This is a genomic window from Synechococcus sp. MU1651, assembly GCF_023630635.1.
Classification (GTDB): Bacteria; Cyanobacteriota; Cyanobacteriia; order PCC-6307; family Cyanobiaceae; genus Parasynechococcus.
On the sequence record NZ_JAKUHJ010000024.1, the window covers coordinates 24,298 to 41,085 of the forward strand.

General features: G+C 61.6%; 13 protein-coding genes and 1 tRNA gene. 8 read left to right on the plus strand and 6 right to left on the minus strand.

Going from position 1 to position 16,788, the window contains the following annotated elements; translation table 11 throughout:
- The first annotated feature begins 46 nt into the window (after positions 1–46).
- On the plus strand, positions 47–1,009 hold the full coding sequence (locus tag NCN05_RS12210) for a glycosyltransferase family 2 protein (protein ID WP_114987227.1): 963 nt from the start codon (positions 47–49) through the stop codon (positions 1,007–1,009).
- Here NCN05_RS12210 and NCN05_RS12215 read toward each other — a convergent pair.
- Entirely contained in the window at positions 967–1,434 is a 468-nt protein-coding gene (locus NCN05_RS12215; RefSeq protein WP_250398270.1) for a HEAT repeat domain-containing protein, read from the minus strand. The genes NCN05_RS12210 and NCN05_RS12215 overlap by 43 nt on opposite strands.
- A gap of 90 nt (positions 1,435–1,524) precedes the next feature.
- Between NCN05_RS12215 and NCN05_RS12220 the strand changes: the two genes are divergently transcribed.
- From NCN05_RS12220 to NCN05_RS12235, 4 genes are all read left to right on the plus strand, one after another.
- A complete protein-coding gene (locus NCN05_RS12220; RefSeq protein WP_006851672.1) occupies positions 1,525–1,641 on the plus strand; it encodes a photosystem I reaction center subunit VIII in 117 nt (38 codons plus the stop codon).
- 43 nt (positions 1,642–1,684) lie between these two features.
- Positions 1,685–2,176: a photosystem I reaction center protein subunit XI gene (locus NCN05_RS12225; RefSeq protein ID WP_011363361.1), complete on the plus strand. Its 492-nt coding sequence runs from the start codon at positions 1,685–1,687 to the stop codon at positions 2,174–2,176.
- 108 nt (positions 2,177–2,284) lie between these two features.
- Complete coding sequence (locus NCN05_RS12230; RefSeq protein WP_250398271.1) at positions 2,285–5,401, plus strand: efflux RND transporter permease subunit; 3,117 nt, start codon at positions 2,285–2,287, stop codon at positions 5,399–5,401.
- 41 nt (positions 5,402–5,442) lie between these two features.
- Positions 5,443–6,399: a cupin domain-containing protein gene (locus tag NCN05_RS12235; protein ID WP_250398272.1), complete on the plus strand. Its 957-nt coding sequence runs from the start codon at positions 5,443–5,445 to the stop codon at positions 6,397–6,399.
- 11 nt (positions 6,400–6,410) lie between these two features.
- On the opposite strand, the gene NCN05_RS12240 is transcribed toward NCN05_RS12235, so the two are convergent.
- From NCN05_RS12240 to psaA, 3 genes are all read right to left on the minus strand, one after another.
- A complete protein-coding gene (locus NCN05_RS12240; protein WP_250398273.1) occupies positions 6,411–7,130 on the minus strand; it encodes a DUF3598 family protein in 720 nt (239 codons plus the stop codon).
- Positions 7,131–7,304: 174 nt separating this feature from the next.
- Positions 7,305–9,518, minus strand: coding sequence for a photosystem I core protein PsaB (gene psaB / locus NCN05_RS12245; RefSeq protein WP_250398274.1), 2,214 nt, complete (start codon positions 9,516–9,518; stop codon positions 7,305–7,307).
- A 22-nt stretch (positions 9,519–9,540) separates the two neighbouring features.
- On the minus strand, positions 9,541–11,844 hold the full coding sequence (psaA, locus tag NCN05_RS12250; RefSeq protein WP_115010450.1) for a photosystem I core protein PsaA: 2,304 nt from the start codon (positions 11,842–11,844) through the stop codon (positions 9,541–9,543).
- A gap of 404 nt (positions 11,845–12,248) precedes the next feature.
- Here psaA and NCN05_RS12255 point away from each other — a divergent pair, with 404 nt between their 5' ends.
- Positions 12,249–13,592 (plus strand): hypothetical protein, encoded by a 1,344-nt coding sequence (locus NCN05_RS12255; RefSeq protein ID WP_250398289.1) that lies wholly within the window; start codon positions 12,249–12,251, stop codon positions 13,590–13,592.
- Between the two features lie 69 nt (positions 13,593–13,661).
- On the plus strand, positions 13,662–15,401 hold the full coding sequence (cobJ, locus tag NCN05_RS12260; RefSeq protein WP_250398275.1) for a precorrin-3B C(17)-methyltransferase: 1,740 nt from the start codon (positions 13,662–13,664) through the stop codon (positions 15,399–15,401).
- 67 nt (positions 15,402–15,468) lie between these two features.
- Here the strand turns inward: cobJ and NCN05_RS12265 are convergent.
- Positions 15,469–15,542 (minus strand) — tRNA-Pro (locus tag NCN05_RS12265).
- Positions 15,543–15,628: 86 nt separating this feature from the next.
- Between NCN05_RS12265 and lipA the strand changes: the two genes are divergently transcribed.
- Positions 15,629–16,498, plus strand: a complete 870-nt coding sequence (lipA, locus tag NCN05_RS12270) for a lipoyl synthase (protein WP_114987206.1) — start codon at positions 15,629–15,631, stop codon at positions 16,496–16,498.
- Here lipA and NCN05_RS12275 read toward each other — a convergent pair.
- Positions 16,476–16,784 (minus strand): YciI family protein, encoded by a 309-nt coding sequence (locus NCN05_RS12275; RefSeq protein ID WP_250398276.1) that lies wholly within the window; start codon positions 16,782–16,784, stop codon positions 16,476–16,478. The two genes, lipA and NCN05_RS12275, sit on opposite strands and share 23 nt — an antisense overlap.
- Between the last annotated feature and the right edge of the window lie 4 nt (positions 16,785–16,788).

Consider the following 16,788-nt stretch of genomic DNA (forward strand, 5'->3'; position numbering starts at 1 on the left):
TGAACCGGGCCCCTGCTTAAGTTGAGCGACTCGCAGCGCGACCGGCATGAGTGCACCCCTGAATCTCTCGGTGGTGGTGCCGCTGTACAACGAAGAGGAAAGCCTGCCTCATCTGGTTGAGCAGCTCCTTTCAGCGCTGCGTCCAACCGATGAGGCTTTTGAGCTGGTTCTGGTCGACGACGGATCCAGCGACCGCACCGCGAACGTGCTGGCCAAGCTCAGCGCCGAAGTGCCCGAAGTGGTGGCTGTGCTGCTGCGCAAGAACTATGGCCAGACCGCAGCCATGGCAGCTGGGTTTGATGTGGCTGGCGGAGAGGTGATCGTCAGCCTCGATGGAGATCTGCAGAACGATCCAGCCGACATCCCCATGCTGCTGGCCAAACTGCGAGAGGGTTACGACCTTGTCAGTGGCTGGCGCCATCAGCGCCAGGACGCCGCCCTCCAGCGCAAACTTCCCTCCCGGATCGCCAACCGCTTGATCGGCCGGGTAACCGGTGTGCGGCTGCATGACTACGGCTGCTCCCTCAAGGCCTATCGCCGCGAGGTGCTCTCAGACATGCGGCTCTATGGGGAGCTGCATCGCTTTCTTCCCGCCCTGGCCTTCATCGAGGGTGCACGGATCACCGAAGTGAAGGTGAACCACCGGGCTCGTCAGTTCGGGAGCAGCAAGTACGGGATCGATCGCACCTTCCGTGTGCTGATGGATCTGCTCACCGTCTGGTTCATGAAGCGTTTTCTGACCCGGCCGATGTACGTGTTCGGCTTCGGAGGGCTGCTGGCCATCGCCGCCAGCCTGATCACCAGCACCTATCTCCTTGTGATCAAGGTGATGGGAGGCGACATTGCCAATCGCCCACTGCTCACCCTGGCGGTGGTGCTTGGCTTGGCTGGCATTCAACTGTTCTGCTTCGGACTGCTGGGTGAACTGCTGATCCGCACCTACCACGAAAGCCAGGATCGCCCGATTTATCGCATCCGCGAAACATTGCGCGGCGGCCGAGCCTGCTGACGGATCGGGGCAGCGGCCGGCGCGCCGCGGAACGGTGCGATCGCAGCGGCAGCTGCTTCCACCACACGCGCATCGCTGTCACGCAGCGCCTGGCGCAGCAGGGGCAGCGCCGAACGGTGTCCCCATCGGGCAGCCAAACGAACAGCGCGCAAACGCTCCTCCGGTCCGACCTCCATATCAGCCTTGAGACGACGCTCCAGGGCAAGACGCTCCAAGGGACTGGTCGGCGCCGTCCAGGACTCCAGGGAAGCATCGGCAGATTCCCCATCAGCAGCGGACTCAATCACCAGTTCCAACTGGGCACGATTGATCTGTGCGACACGGCTGGCATCCGTGCTGGAAAGCATCGGCTTCACCGGCTTCCTGCGCAACCAGAGCACCACCGTGAGCAGCACGACGGCACCGGGGAGGAGAACGTTCTGCATGCGGATTGAACTTTTATGTCGCCGTCGGGGCCTAAAGCAGGCCGTCAGAACGGACCTACTTACAGTAGCTGCGAAGCTTTTGGCCTCGACATGACTGGAGATTTCGCTGCTGCCTGGCTGCCTGCGATTTTCGTGCCCATCACCGGAATCGTGTTCCCCGCAGTGTTCATCGTCCTTGTTGGTCGAGTGATCACCGCTGCCGAGTGACCGCGACCTGCGGACCGTTTCAACCCCTCAGCACTCGTACCTCATGACCGTCACTCCTGCTGCTGATCCCTGCGTCGGCAACCTTGCGACACCCGTCAACAGCGGCTATTTCATCAAGGGCCTGATCAACAACCTGCCCCTGTACCGCCCCGGGATTTCCCCGAACTTCCGTGGCCTGGAAACCGGTGCAGCCTTCGGTTATCTGCTCTACGGCCCCTTCACCATCTGTGGTCCCCTGCGTGCCACGGAGTACCAGCAAACCGCTGGTCTGCTGGCTGCCATTGGCGCCGTGCACATCCTCAGCCTGCTGTTCCTGCTCTACAACCAGCCCGGCAAGCAACCCAACATCCCCCCTGCAGATGTGACGGTTGAGAATCCCCCAGCCGACCTGTTCACCCGCACCGGTTGGGCTGACTTCACCAGTGGGTTCTGGCTGGGTGGTTGCGGCGGTGCCGTTTTCGCCTGGTTCCTGTGCAACACCGTTCACGTGCAGGAACTGTTCAAGATCGCTGCTGGTGTCTGGAGCGTCGGCTGAAGCAGTTCACTGAACCCTCTGACAAAAACTATTCATCCCCCGGTTGCCTGATTCCAGGCGATCGGGGGATTTTTCCTGGCAGGATTCATTCACATTTGAGACGCCCCGGTGCGGTCGATCTCCCAGCCGTTTCTTCGGCGGCCGGTTCTGACGGTCGTCTGCAGCCTGCTGATCCTTTTGGCGGGCTGCACGGCGTTGTTCGGCCTGGGACTGGAGGATCTTCCGCCCCTCGCTCCCACCCGCGTGAGTGTGAGCGCCAGCTTCCCGGCGGCTTCACCGGAGGTGGTGGAGCAGAGCGTGACCCGGATATTGGAACAACAGCTGAATGGCCTTGAGGGGGTCGAAAGCATCAGCTCAACCAGCAGGCAGGGCGGCGCCAGCATCTCGTTGCGCTTCAACGCGGGTGATCCCGAGCTGAATGCGATCAAGGTTCAAAACGAGGTGAACCTGGCCAGCCGCCGACTGCCCCAGGCCGTGACGCGCCAGGGGCTCCAGGTGCGGCGCTCCTCGGAAGACCTCTTGATGATCCTGGGGTTCAGCCACCCGCCGGATCAATACGTCCCCACCTTTCTAACGGGCTGGCTGGACCAGACCCTGCGGGACGCGCTGCTCAGCACACCAGGCATCGGTGATGTGCGGATCTTCGGCAGCAGTGAACTCTCTTATCGCCTCTGGTTGGATCCGCAACGCCTCGAACAGACCAACCTCACCCTTGGCGATGTCAGCCGAGCCCTGGCTGAACAGAACGTTTTAGCTGCCGTTGGCAGCATCGGGGCTGCCCCAGTTCCAGAGGGCCAAGTGCTGAGCCTTCCGGTGGAAGCGGAAGGGCGTCTTCGCAGCCAATCGGATTTCGAGAATCTCGTCTTGCGCCGGTTCGAGAACGGCGGGCTGCTGCGCCTGAAGGATGTGGGACGGGTTGCCCTCGGACAGCGCAACTACGGACGCGAGGCCATGAATCTGGCTGGCGAGCGTTCGGTGGCCGTTGGGATCTACCAGCGCGATGGGGCCAATGCCCTGGAGGTGAGCAGGGCGATCAAGCGCAAGCTGAAGCAGTTGGAAGCGAGCTTTCCCCCGGGCATCGAGGTCTCAATGATCGTGGATGTGGCCGACACGGTTCAGGCCAACCTCGATCGCACCTTCATCACCTTGCGCGATGCCGTGCTGCTGGTGCTGGTGGTGCTGGTGCTGTTTCTGGGCCGCTGGCGTCTCGCCCTGATCCCTGGCCTTGCCGTGCCGGTGGCGCTGGTGGGAAGCCTCAGCCTGGTGAAACTGAGCGGTTCCAATCTCAACAGCCTGATCCTGTTTGGCCTGGTGCTGGCCACCGGGATCGTTGTGGATGACGCCATCGTCGTGAGTGAAGACATTGCCGGACGCATCGAACGGGGCAGACCCCCCGAACAGGCGGCCGAAGACGCCATGGCTGAGCTGGCGACGGCCGTTGTGGCCACCTCATTGGTTCTGGCAGCCGTGTTCCTGCCCGTGCTGCTCATTCCCGGATCGATCGGACGCCTCTATCAACCGATCGCCCTGGCCATCAGCGGAGCGATTCTGTTCTCCACCTTGAATGCGCTCAGCTTCACCCCGATGGCCTGCGCCCGGGTGTTGGGCCCAGGGGGCGGCCGTCTTCCTGGGGCCATCGGCAAGCTCAGCCACTGGCTTCGGCAGGGCATGCAAACCCTGCAATCCCAATACGCGAAACAACTCGAGCACTGGCTTCAGCGCAAGCGACGCATCGCACTCGTACTGCTGAGCGGCCTTGTCATCACGGCCTCAGGATTGGCAGTGATGCCAACGGCGTTCATCCCTGATGACGACCAAGGCCAGATCCGCGGCTACTTCACCCTGCCCGATGGCGCCAGCCTTGAACGCAGCGTGGCCGTGATGGACGACATCCGACGGGTCGTCAGCGATGAGCCCCTGGTACGCACCGGCAACTTTTATGCCGGCAGCTCCTTCGGACAGAGCGGAGAAGACCGTGGTTCATTTTACCTGCGCCTCCAGCCACGCAAGGATCGACCTGGCAAAGAGCAGAGCAGCAACGCCATCAAACGCCGTCTCAATCGCAAGATTCAGCAACGGGTTGGTGAGGCCAGGGTCGTGCTGATCACCCCACCAACCGTGCGGGGCTTCAGCAGTGAATCAGGACTTTCGCTGGAACTGCTGGACCGCAGCGGAGGGCAACTCAGCCTGGAGCAATTCGGCCAAGTGGCCCAGAATTTCATCCAGACGGCCAAGGCGACGGACCGCTTTGAACGGGTGAGCTCCCGCTTTGATGCCAGCTTCCCCCGCTGGCGGCTGGAGCTCAACCGCGACCAACTGGCTGCTCTCGATCTCGACTACGGCGCAACCCTGCGGGAGATCGGCACCGCCTTCGGCGGCCGCTACATCGATGACACCTACGACGACGGTCGCATCCGCTCGATTGTTCTGCAGCTGGAAGGCAGAGAGCGACGTCGGCCGGAAGACCTCACCGGGCTGATGGTGCGCAACCGCAGCGGTGAGCTGGTGTCGGTGGCCAGCGTGGCAAGCCTGACCCGCGAGGAGGGCGTCAACAACATTCGCCACTACGGACTCAACCGGGCCATCCGGATCACAGCCATCCCGGCGCCAACCGTGAGCAGCGGTGAAGCCATCGATGCCCTCACCCAGGCCGGTGATCGCATTGGAGGCAGCAACATCGGCCTGGCCTTCACGGGCCTGGCGTTGGAGGAACAACGGGCTGGGCAGGTGACCTGGGTGCTGTTCGCCCTTGGCGTGACGGTGGTCTATCTGCTGCTGGCCGCTCTTTACGAGAGTTTCATTGACCCGTTGATCATCCTGCTCACGGTGCCGATGGCCCTGCTCGGGGCTCTGATCGGCTTGAAATTGCGGGGCCTTCCACTGGATGTTTACGGCCAGATGGGACTCCTGGTGCTTGTGAGCCTGGCGGCCAAGAACGGAATTCTGATCGTGGAATTCGCCAACCAGCGGATGGCGGCAGGCCTGGCCCTGCGCGAGGCCGTTGTGGATGCAGCCGTGAACCGGATGCGCCCAATCCTGCTGACGGCGGTCACATCCCTGGCGGGTTTCCTGCCCCTTCTGTTTGCCCAGGGCACAGGAGCAGCCAGCAGGGTCAGCATTGGCACCGTGGTGTTCAGCGGACTGCTGGTGGCCTCGTTGCTGTCCCTGTTTGCCGTCCCTGCCGTCTATCTGATGCTGAAACGCGATCGAAGGCCCACCGCGTAGGGTGCGATCTCGATCCAAGGGTTCTGCTGCTGGAGGGAACGATGACCATCACCCCACGGGCGACAACGGCAACCAGTTCCCAGGCGCAGTTCTTCGATTACGCCTCAGCAGCCAATCCCCTGCAGCAAGGGCTGATCAGCACGATCCCCTACCGCAGCTTTTCGGCCAGTTTTTTTGATCAAGCCGGAACGGCCCTGCAACCTCTTGATTTGAGTGCCGACTTGCACTGCGAAGGCCCGGCAACCGGTCCATCACTCTGCGGCAACTTCATCCGACTGGATCAGGAATCCCTGCGCACCCATGCGGATGCGACCAGTCAGCTGTTCTTTGTGGCCCGAGGCCATGGACAAACTGCAGCCTGTGGTCAGGTTTATCACTGGAGCGAGGGAGACACATTCGTGCTTCCGGCTGGCGGTGAAGCCATTCACAGCAGCGAATCGCATGCCGGCCTGTATTGGGTGCACGATGCTCCCCTGCTTCGTTATCTGGGGGTGAGCACCGTGAAACCGGTGTTCGAACCCTGCTTCTACAGCCACCAGGATGCTCGCGCGCAGTTAGATGCCATCGCCAGCAATCCCCGCGGAGCCAACGCCAATCGCGTGAGTGTGCTGTTGGGAAACAACGCCTTCCCTCAGACGCGCACCGTCACCCACACCCTCTGGGCCATGTTGGGAATCCTCCCCGCAGGCCAGGTGCAGCGGCCCCACCGACACCAGTCAATCGCCCTTGATTTTGCGGTGGCCTGCCGACCGGGTTGCTACACGATGATCGGCACCGAGCTGGATGAGAACGGAATGATCCGCAATGGGCACCGGGAAGACTGGGCAGCCGGCGCAGCCTTCGTGACCCCGCCCGGCTACTGGCACTCTCACCACAACGAATCCGGCGCCGACGCCTACGTGCTGCCCATTCAGGATGCCGGCCTGCACACCTATCTGCGCACTCTCGACATTGCCTTCAGCAACAGAGGCCGGGCTGACTTAAGCAACACCCCCTAGCCAACCCAGCCTCAACGGGTGAGCAATTGATGGTTCACCAAGGTCAGGGCACCGTGTTCTGAATAACGACGTGAAATGCGCTCGAGGCGCGTTGCACTCGATAGCCAAAGCGCTTCGATGTTGAAGGGCTGATGGGGATCAATCTGGGCAGGCGCCAGAAAGGCTCCTCCATCCGGCAAAAAGATCCAGCGATCAAGATCGCTTGCGCCAAAACAGATGTTGTCCCCTGGCGAAGGGTGGTCGCAGCGCCAGTCACCGATCAGCTGATCTGGCTCCAGGGGTGGACATTCCAGGGCTGAACTTCCGGTGAGGAACTCACGGATCAGCACAATCCGATCCAATTGCCCCGCACCATCCCAAAGCAGCACCAAGCGATGACGGCGTTGCTCATGCAAGAACCCGAACTCGGCATAGAGCTTGGTCCAGGTGGAGCGGTGCAGCGTCCCCCTTGAAAAACTACCGGTGCCGAAGACCCCCATGTCGGGATCCAGCCGCGTGAAACTTTGAACAATCCGCTTTTCAGGCTCGCCGGTAGGCGGTTGATGGGGAGAACTCGATCCCGCTCCCTGAGGCCAGAGCAGCAGGGTCAGATTCAGTGGCACACCGGAGGGAGCCGGTTCGAGCTTGAGCAGGGAGGGCTGGCGCTTGGTGCGTTGAAGCGTCCGGTCCAGGCTGTCGAACCAGCCGCGCCACTCACCAACGTTGCGCTGCAGGTGCTCCCATTCGCCCACGTTCAGCCCGATCCCGATCGAGGACTGAGGCTAGAGAAGGCCCAGAGCAAGACGAGAACAACGCGGTCCAAAAGAACCACTGCGAAGCACAGACAACAAAAATCCCCACCCGGCGAACCGGATGGGGACGTTTGAAACGAGGAACGACTCGTCGCGGGTTAATTCAGGAAGGAATCAACCGAATTTCCCTGAAGTCGAGGCAATCAGGAAGGCGGCGTACGTCAGGACATAGCCAACCGTGAAGTGAGCCAAGCCGACAACACGGGCCTGAACGATGGACAGTGCCACAGGCTTGTCGCGGTAACCCATCATGTTGGCGATGGGGCTGCGCTGGTGAGCCCAGACAATGGTCTCGATCAGTTCCTGCCAGTAACCCCGCCAGGAGATCAGGAACATGAAGCCGGTGGCCCAAACCAGGTGTCCGAAGAGGAACATCCAAGCCCAGACGGCGAGGTTGTTGCTGCCGAAGGGGTTGTAGCCGTTGATCAACTGGGAGGAGTTGAGCCACAGGTAGTCGCGGAACCAGCCCATCAGGTAGGTGCTGGATTCGTTGAACTGGGCCACGTTTCCGGACCAGATGGCCAGGTGCTTCCAGTGCCAGTAGAAGGTCAGCCAACCCACGGTGTTCAAGGCCCAGAAGACAGCCAGATAGAAGGCGTCCCAGGCAGAGATGTCGCAGGTGCCGCCACGGCCGGGGCCGTCGCAGGGGAAGGAGTAGCCGAAGTCCTTCTTATCGGGCATCAGCTTGGAGCCGCGAGCATCCAGAGCACCCTTCACAAGGATCAGGGTGGTGGTGTGCAGACCCAGAGCAATGGCGTGGTGAACCAGGAAGTCACCAGGGCCGATGGGCAGGAACACATCGGTGTTGCCATTGATCGCGTCCAGCCAGTAGTGCTCACCAGGAATGTTCTGGGAAGCAAGGCTGGCGGAGCTGGAGGCGTTGGAGAGAAGCACGTCCATTCCGTACATGGCCTTACCAGAGGCGGCCTGAACGAACTGGGCGAACACGGGCTCAACCAGGATCTGCTTCTCGGGGGTACCGAAGGCAACGACCACATCGTTGTGGACGTAGAGGCCGAGGGTGTGGAAACCGAGGAACAGGGAGACCCAGCTCAGGTGACTGATGATCGCTTCCTTGTGCTCGAGCATCCGGGCCAGGACGTTGTCCTTGTTGGCTTCGGGGTCGTAGTCACGGATGAAGAAGATCGCACCGTGGGCGAAGGCACCACACATCAGCGCGATGGCGATGTACTGGTGGTGGGTGTACAGGGCTGCCTGAGTCGTGTAATCCTTCGCGATGAAGGCGTACGACGGCATCGAGTACATGTGCTGCGCCACGAGGCTGGTGACCACGCCGAGGGAGGCGAGAGCCAGTCCAAGCTGGAAGTGCAGGCTGTTGTTGATGGTGTCGTAGAGACCCTTGTGGCCAGCGCCGAGGTCACCGGGGGTGCCCTTCGGGGGGTTGTGGGTTTCGAGGATCTCCTTGATGGAGTGACCGATACCGAAGTTGGTCCGGTACATGTGGCCGGCGATCACGAAGAGGCAACCGATGGCCAGGTGGTGGTGGGCGATGTCCGTCAGCCAGAGGGCTTCTGTCTGAGGGTGGAAACCACCAAGGAAGGTGAGGATGGCGGTGCCGGCACCTTCGGAACTACCGAAGACCTGATTCAGAGAATCGGGGTTTTCGGCGTAAACACCCCAGTTGCCGGTGAAGAAGGGTCCAAGACCGGCGGGGTGAGGCAGAACGTTGAGGAAGTTGTCCCAACCAACGTGCTGACCGCGGGCTTCGGGGATCGCAACGTGAACCAGGTGACCGGTCCAGGCGATGGAGCTGAAGCCGAAGAGGACAGCGAGGTGGTGGTTCAGACGCGATTCAGCGTTTTTGAACCAGGCCAGAGAAGGACGGAACTTGGGCTGCAGGTGCAACCAGCCGGCGAAGAGGGCCCAAGCCGACAGGATCATCATGAAGATGGAACCCTGATACAGCTCGGCATTCGTCTTCATGCCGATTGTGTAGAACCAGTGATAAAGGCCTGAGTAGGCGATGTTCACCGGGGAGGAAGCACCCGCTTGGGTGAAGGCGTCAATGGCGCCTTGACCGAAGTGGGGATCCCAGATTGCGTGAGCGATGGGGCGCACGTGCAGTGGGTCGCCGACCCACTGCTCGAAGTTGCCCTGCCAGGCGATGTGGAACAGGTTTCCCGAAACCCACAGGCCGATGATCGCGAGGTGACCGAAATGGGTGGAGAAGAGCTTCTGGTAGAGGCGCTCCTCCGTCATTCCGTCATGGCTCTCGAAGTCGTGAGCCGTGGCGATCCCGTACCAAATACGGCGGGTTGTCGGGTCCTGGGCCAGACCCTGGCTGAACGAAGGGAATTTCGTTGCCATTAGAGGGAGAGGTCAGGTGAGGTCAGCCGACCACAAGAATGTGGGCGTGGAAGAAGGCCCACGTGGTCGCAATTCCGCCCAAGAGGTAATGGGCAACACCCACGGCACGGCCTTGGATGATGGAAAGAGCACGGGGCTGGATGGCGGGAGCCACCTTCAGCTTGTTGTGAGCCCAAACGATGGACTCGATCAGTTCCTGCCAGTAGCCGCGGCCGCTGAAGAGGAACATCAGGCTGAAGGCGAACACGAAGTGGGCGCCGAGGAACATGATTCCGTAGGCGGCCGTGTTCGAGCCATAGCTGTTGATCACCTGAACGGCCTGAGCCCACAGGAAGTCACGCAGCCAGCCATTGATGGTGATGGCGCTTTGGGCAAAGTTGCCGTTGGTGATGTGCGCGACGGAACCGTCGGCATTCACCGTTCCCCAGATGTCGCTCTGCATCTTCCAGGAGAAGTGGAAGATCACAACAGACAGGGAGTTGTACATCCAGAACAGGCCCAGGAACACGTGGTCCCAAGCGGAGACCTGGCAGGTGCCACCACGACCAGGACCGTCGCAGGAGAAGCGGAAGCCCAGGTTGGCCTTATCAGGGATGAGGCGAGAGCTACGGGCGTACAGGACACCCTTCAGCAGGATCAGCACCGTCACGTGAATCGTGAAGGCGTGGATGTGGTGAACCATGAAGTCGGCTGTGCCGAGCGGCATGGGAGCAGCGGCAACCTTGCCGCCGACGGCGACAACAGAGCCGTTGAACACTTCACTCACACCCGCGAGGGCGTTGGGAGCTGTGCTGCCAGCAGCTGCGGCGTGCACGTTCTGAATCCACTGAGCAAAGATCGGCTGAATGGAGATCGCCGAATCGCTGAACATGTCCTGGGGACGACCCAGGGCACGCATGGTGTCGTTGTGGATGTACAGGCCGAAGCTGTGGGCTCCGAGCCAGATGCAGACCCAGTTGAGGTGGCTGATGATGGCGTCGCGAGCCTTGAGCACCCGATCCAGCACGTTGTCGATGTGCTTGGCGGGGTCGTAATCGCGAACCATGGCGATGGCGGCGTGAGCGCCGGCACCAACGATCAGGAATCCGCCGATCCAAATGTGGTGGGTGAAGAGCCCGATCTGGGTGGGGTAATCGATCGCTTGGTACGGATACGGAGGCATCGCGTACATGTGCTGAGCAACGATGATGCTCACTGAACCGCCGATGGCGAGGTTGACCGCCAGCTGGGCATGCCAGGAATTGGTCATGAAGTCGTAAAGACCGTCGTGACCGTTGGTGGCAGGGAACAGCAGGGGATCACCCTTCTGACCTTCGTGGATCTCCTTGATGGAGTGACCGATGCCCCAGTTGGTCCGGTACATGTGACCGGCAACGATGAACATCACGGCAATCGCCACATGGTGATGGGCGATGTCGGTCATCCAGAGGCTTCCCGTAACAGGATTCAAACCACCCTTGAAGGTGAGGAAATCGCTGTAGGCAGCCCAGTTGCCGGAGAAGAAGGCACCGACACCAGCACTGAAGCCGGGATACAGCTGCGCCAGCAGGTCCTGATTGAAGAACTCGTGGGGCAGCGGAATGTCTGCAGCCGAAGCGATGGTCTTGCCATTCAGCACCAGCGGTTGGCCGGCATCGATGGCATCCATCAACTTGGTGACAGGAGCAGACACGTGGATGACGTGACCAGCCCAGGACAGTGAACCGAGACCCAGCAGACCTGCCAGGTGGTGGTTCAGCATCGACTCAACGTTTTGGAACCACTCCAGCTTCGGCGCAGCCTTGTGGTAGTGGAAAACACCGGCGTTGAGCATGAGGCCGGCCATCACCAGGGCACCGATGGCCAGAGCCATGAGCTGGGTTTCGCTGGTGATGCCCCAGGCCCGCCACATCTGGAAGAGGCCTGAGGTGATTTGGATGCCTTGGAAACCGGCACCCATGTCGCCGTTGAGGACTTCTTGGCCGAAGACGGCCCAGACCTGCTGGGCGCTTGGCTTCACATGGGTGGGATCAGCAAGCCAACCGGAATAGTTGGAGAAGCGGGCGCCATGGAAGAAGGCACCGCTGAGCCAGATGAAGATGACGGCCAGGTGGCCGAAATGGGCGGAAAAGATCCGCCGAGAGACCTCTTGAAGGTCGCTCGTGTGAGCGTCGAAGTCGTGAGCGTTGGCGTGAAGGTTCCAAACCCAGGTGGTGGTTTTGGGACCTTTCGCGAGAGCTCGGTCGAAGTGTCCGGGCTTACCGAACAGCTCGAAGGTTGCTGGATTGTCAACCTTCTCGACCTGGCTTTTCGCGTCACTCCCACGCTCAGGTGGGCTGATGGTCATCGAGTCGTTCCTCGAGGGACGGGTTTCGAGGTGGTGGGCCACCCCTCCGAAGGGCCGAAGCCAATCGGGGCCCCGAACAAGGATTCGCAAGGAATCAGCGTTCGGGCGTCAGTACGGCAAAGGGGTCGAAACCCCTTGCCTGCACTGAAGCTGGGGCCCCAAAGAGGGGACCGCTGGCGGAAGCATAGGGGCGGAGAAGGGGGTTAAAGGGCCCTGAGTTACAAAGGTTCAATCCCGTGGCGAGCCAGTCAGCGACAGGCGTCTGCAGAAGGCTGAGAATCAGCGAAACAACAAAGATCTCAAGCGGTAGGCAATACAATTTCACGCATATTTGCTTCCTAAATAACTAAAACTATGCCAGTGAAGGGCGGATTGTTCAGAATGATCGGATCTGTTCATGCCCGATGCATCGCCCTGGCCTGAAGTCGATATGGGCTGTTCTGCTGGCAGCAGTGCTGTTTCTTGGTGCCGGCTTACCTGTTCATGCTCGCCCTGGATTCTTCAATCGCGATTCAGGGTCCGCTGCCAAACCGCTGCATAGTTCAGCTCCCAGCGGGAAGCTCCAGGAAGTGGCTCCTCCAGGGGCAGTGCAACAGCTGCGCCAGAACCTGCAACAGCACCGCCCCTCCTTGCGGCTGATCGATCCAAGCAACGACAGCATCGTTACCTCTGACGCCCTTGAGCTGCGTTTCGAAATCGACGACTGGCCCCTCAGCAGCGACCCCGAACTGGGTCTGGGCCCCCATGTGGTGCTCCAAATCGACAACCGCGCTCCCCTACGGCTGAGCGAAAGCAAAGGAAACCGCCTAGAGGTCCGCATCGATGACCTTGAAGCGGGCAGTCACCGGTTCAGCGCCTGGGCCGCTTACCCCTGGGGAGAAGCCGTTCAAGCACCGGGAGCCTCAATCCAAGGACGCTTGCACCTCTGGCAAAAACTGCAGGGCACACAACCCGAACGCGATGCCCCCTGGCTGGTCCCCGTCTCACCAGCCGGAGAGCAGGGCCTGCAACCCCTTTTGGTGGATTGGCTGATCTGGAATGCTCCGCTGCAAAACCTGCGGGAGGGCGATGGACGCTGGCGGCTCCGCATCAGCATTGATGGAGACAGCTTTTTGGTTGATCACCAGGAAGCCCTTTGGCTCAAAGGATCCAACGGCGCAGGCAGCCACGACATTCAGATGGAACTGCTGAATGGGCTGGGTGAGCCGATCACACCGGTCTTCAACAACCAGCTGATCCATCTGAAAGCTGCATCCGGTCCCAAGCCGGGCTGGCTGCGCCCACGCCTCACCGAAAGCCAACTAGCGCGCCTGAGCGGCTCCCGTGAGCCTGACGTTCTGGAGGTGGTCGAATCCTTGCCAGAGCCTCCTCAAAGGCCTGAGGAGAAAAAACAAGAGAAGACAGAACAGCCCCGAGACCTTCCTCAGGCTGAGCTCAAAGCCGAGGCCGTCGTCAAGGACGAGGTTGAAACCAAGCCCGAGGCCGGCCCCCAGCCCGCGGCACCAGAGGAAAAAGACGAGCAGGAGTCTGAGCCGCCCCTTGTTGAGCAGCCGCTTGCTGAACAGCCACGTGCTGAACAGCCGTCCAAAGCAGAAACTGCTCGGTCCACTCCTCCCACCCCCGCCCCGGAGAAGCCAGCGGAGCCTCTGCACCCAGCCGACGAGGAAACCAAGCTGAAGCCAAGCAGCAGCCTGGGAGGATCAGCCCGTGAGTTGCTCAACAGCGATGGGCGCTTGCGCAAGCCCTGATCCGGATTTCCTGCCCTGAACCCCACATCTGCCGCTCCCGCTCTGGGCCTAGGACTGAGCCCCAGCGCCATGCCGCTGTTGGAGCGTTTGCTGCTGCGCGGCCACATCGACCGGATCAAGCCAGCCGATCAAGACATCAGCACCGCCCTTGATGGGCACTGGACGGCAGAGAACGTCGTGTTGTTCGTGGGCGCCGTGGGCGCAGTGACGCGCCTGATTGCAGCTCGGATCCAAGGCAAGGAGAAGGATCCAGCCGTTCTGGTGCTTGACCCGAAAGGAGAATTCATCATTCCGCTGTTGGGAGGCCATTCCGCAGGGGCCGAACAACGCGCCCGGGAAATCGCCATGGATCTCGGCGGGCAGGCGGTGATCACGGGCGCCTGCGCCCATGAAGGACGTCTCCCCCTGGATGCCTTTGGCGAGGGCTGGGGCTGGAAACGCAGCGGATCGGTGGCCCATTGGCGCGATCTGATAGTGCGGCAATCCCAGGGATCCAGCATCAGCGTTCACCAGAGCAGTGGATCCACCGCCTGGCGAGGCCCTGAAGGCCATCCCTTGCTGCACAACATCGATCCCGAGGGTGTGCCAGACGCCGCTGATCTTGTGATCGGAGCGCGCCGTCAGGGTGATTGCCAGTGGCATCCAGCAACGCTCTGGATCGGCATCGGCTGTGAACGCAACACCAGTTTTTCGCTGGTGGAGAAGGCCATTGCCGAAGCCTTGGCAACAGCAGGACTGGCGGAGGAGGCGATCGCCGGCATCGCCAGCGCAGCCCGGAAATCCGATGAACCTGCCCTGAAAGAGCTAAGCCGCACCAGGGCATGGCCGTTCCGAACCTTTGCGGAGCACGCTCTTGCATCCATCGACGTGCCAAACCCCTCCGAAGCGGTGCGCCAGGAAATGGGGACCGCGTCTGTGGCTGAAGCAGCGGCCTTGCTGGCTGCGGGCGAACAAGGTGATCTGATCCAGCCCAAGCGAATCAGCCGTCCGGAAACAGGTGAGCAGGGTGCCGTGACGGTGGCCATTGCCGAGGCTGCCATCCCCCACGCGCCAGAGAGGGGCGAACTGCATCTGGTGGGGAGCGGTCCAGGGGATCTGTCCCTGCTCAGCGGAGACGCCAAAGCGGCCCTCTCCCGTTGCTGCGCCTGGGTTGGCTACAACCTCTACCTCGATCTTCTCGAACCCCTGCGCCGCCCGGATCAGGTCCGATTCGATGGCCAGCTCACCCGGGAATGGGACCGCTGTGCCGAAGCGCTGCGCTTGGCCCAACAAGGGGCCAAGGTTGCTCTGATCTCCTCCGGCGACAGCGGCATCTACGGCATGGCGGGATTGGCTCTGGAGCTGCTGCTTCAGCAACCCGAGCAGGAGCGGCCCAGCTTCGCGGTGCATCCAGGCATTTCAGCCTTCCAGCTGGCCGCCGCCCGGGCCGGAGCGCCACTGATGCATGACTTCTGCTGCGTGAGCCTCAGCGATCGCCTCACGCCATGGGCCGTGATCGAAAAGCGACTGGAGGCCGCCGCCGCTGGAGATTTTGTGCTCGCTCTGTACAACCCACGCTCCAAGGGCCGGGACTGGCAGCTGGGATACGCCAAGGAAATCCTGCTGAAACACCGCCCCCCCACAACCCCGGTGACGCTGGCGCGGCAGCTGGGCCGCGCAGAGGAAGCCCGTGAGCTCACGAGCCTTGAGCGCTTGAAGCCGGAATCCGTGGACATGCTCACGCTGGTTCTGATCGGGAACAGCAGCAGCCGTGCAGAGGATGGCTGGATGGTGACGCCGCGGGGCTACCCCGGGGCGAGTCTCCAATGAGCGCCAAGTCTTTTTCGGCATAGCTCAGGCCTCCGTCAAGACCAGGCAGTGACATGCAAACCAAGAATCGGGATGACAGGATTCGAACCTGCGGCCCCTTCGTCCCGAACGAAGTGCGCTACCAAACTGCGCCACATCCCGGCTCTGCAATCTTAAAAGATCGCAGTGAAGCGAAATCCAGGCAGATCTCAGCAGCGACTAGGGTCATGGATTGAAGATGCTTCGCCGTGCTCAAGCCGGAGTGGTTGCGCGTTAAGGCTCCGCAGCGCGAGCGAATCGGCGCCGTGGCCGACCTGCTGCTGGACTTGAACCTGAACACGGTCTGCCAAGAGGCCAGCTGCCCCAACATCGGCGAATGCTTTGCAGGCGGCACCGCCACGTTTTTGATCATGGGGCCCGGCTGCACCCGCGCCTGCCCCTACTGCGACATCGACTTCGACAAGAGCGTGCGCGAGCTCGATCCCACCGAGCCGCAACGGCTTGGGGAGGCAGTGGCCCGTCTGGGCCTGAAGCACGTGGTGATCACCTCAGTGAACCGCGACGATCTCGCCGATGGTGGAGCGTCCCAGTTCGTGGCCTGCATCGAACAGGTAAAGCAACGCTCACCGCTCACCACGATTGAGCTGCTGATCCCCGACTTCTGCGGCAACTGGGATGCCCTGGCAACGGTGATGGCCGCCGCCCCCCACGTGCTGAACCACAACATTGAAACGGTGCCGCGGATGTACCGCCTGGCGCGGCCCCAGGGCATCTATGAACGCTCCCTCGAGCTGCTGCAACGGGTGCGGGACCAATGGCCCAAGGCCTACAGCAAGTCGGGCCTGATGGTGGGGCTAGGAGAAACCGATGAAGAGGTGATCGAGACGCTCCGGGATCTGCGCAAACACAAGGTCGACATCGTCACCATCGGTCAGTACCTCTCACCTGGCCCCAAGCACCTGGCCGTCGACCGCTTTGTCACCCCGGAGCAATTCGAGACCTACAGAACAGTGGGAGAAAAGGAGCTGGGCTTCCTCCAGGTGGTCAGCACACCACTCACCCGCAGCAGCTACCACGCCGGCGAAGTGCAACGGCTCATGGCCAGCCATCCCCGCTGACGGGGATCCATTCCTGCACCTGCCAGTCCACGAGGCCATCGCGGATCATCGGGTCGTTCTGCACCCACGCCAGGGCATCGGCATAGGACGACGCTTCAAAGATCAACAAACCCCCGCCGCCCGGACGCCGGTCGCCATCCACCAGGTAGCCGCTGCGCAGATGGCGGCCTGCTGCAGCTTCCTCTGAAACCCAATGGCGGTGAGCCTCCAGGGTGGGTCGCCGCTGCTCAACCGAGAGAGCGGCGGCGACGGCCGTGAAGGTTTCGGTCTTGACGAACCAGGCCACGGAC

What these genes read in the sequence shown, in the direction of transcription:
- NCN05_RS12255 (WP_250398289.1), top strand. Translation starts at nt 12,249, where the DNA reads ATGCATCGCCCTGGCCTGAAGTCGATATGGGCTGTTCTGCTGGCAGCA.
- NCN05_RS12210 (WP_114987227.1), top strand. Translation starts at nt 47, where the DNA reads ATGAGTGCACCCCTGAATCTCTCGGTGGTGGTGCCGCTGTACAACGAA.
- NCN05_RS12235 (WP_250398272.1), top strand. Translation starts at nt 5,443, where the DNA reads ATGACCATCACCCCACGGGCGACAACGGCAACCAGTTCCCAGGCGCAG.
- NCN05_RS12220 (WP_006851672.1), top strand. Translation starts at nt 1,525, where the DNA reads ATGACTGGAGATTTCGCTGCTGCCTGGCTGCCTGCGATTTTCGTGCCC.
- cobJ (WP_250398275.1), top strand. Translation starts at nt 13,662, where the DNA reads ATGCCGCTGTTGGAGCGTTTGCTGCTGCGCGGCCACATCGACCGGATC.
- NCN05_RS12225 (WP_011363361.1), top strand. Translation starts at nt 1,685, where the DNA reads ATGACCGTCACTCCTGCTGCTGATCCCTGCGTCGGCAACCTTGCGACA.
- NCN05_RS12215 (WP_250398270.1), bottom strand. Translation starts at nt 1,434, where the DNA reads ATGCAGAACGTTCTCCTCCCCGGTGCCGTCGTGCTGCTCACGGTGGTG.
- psaB (WP_250398274.1), bottom strand. Translation starts at nt 9,518, where the DNA reads ATGGCAACGAAATTCCCTTCGTTCAGCCAGGGTCTGGCCCAGGACCCG.
- psaA (WP_115010450.1), bottom strand. Translation starts at nt 11,844, where the DNA reads ATGACCATCAGCCCACCTGAGCGTGGGAGTGACGCGAAAAGCCAGGTC.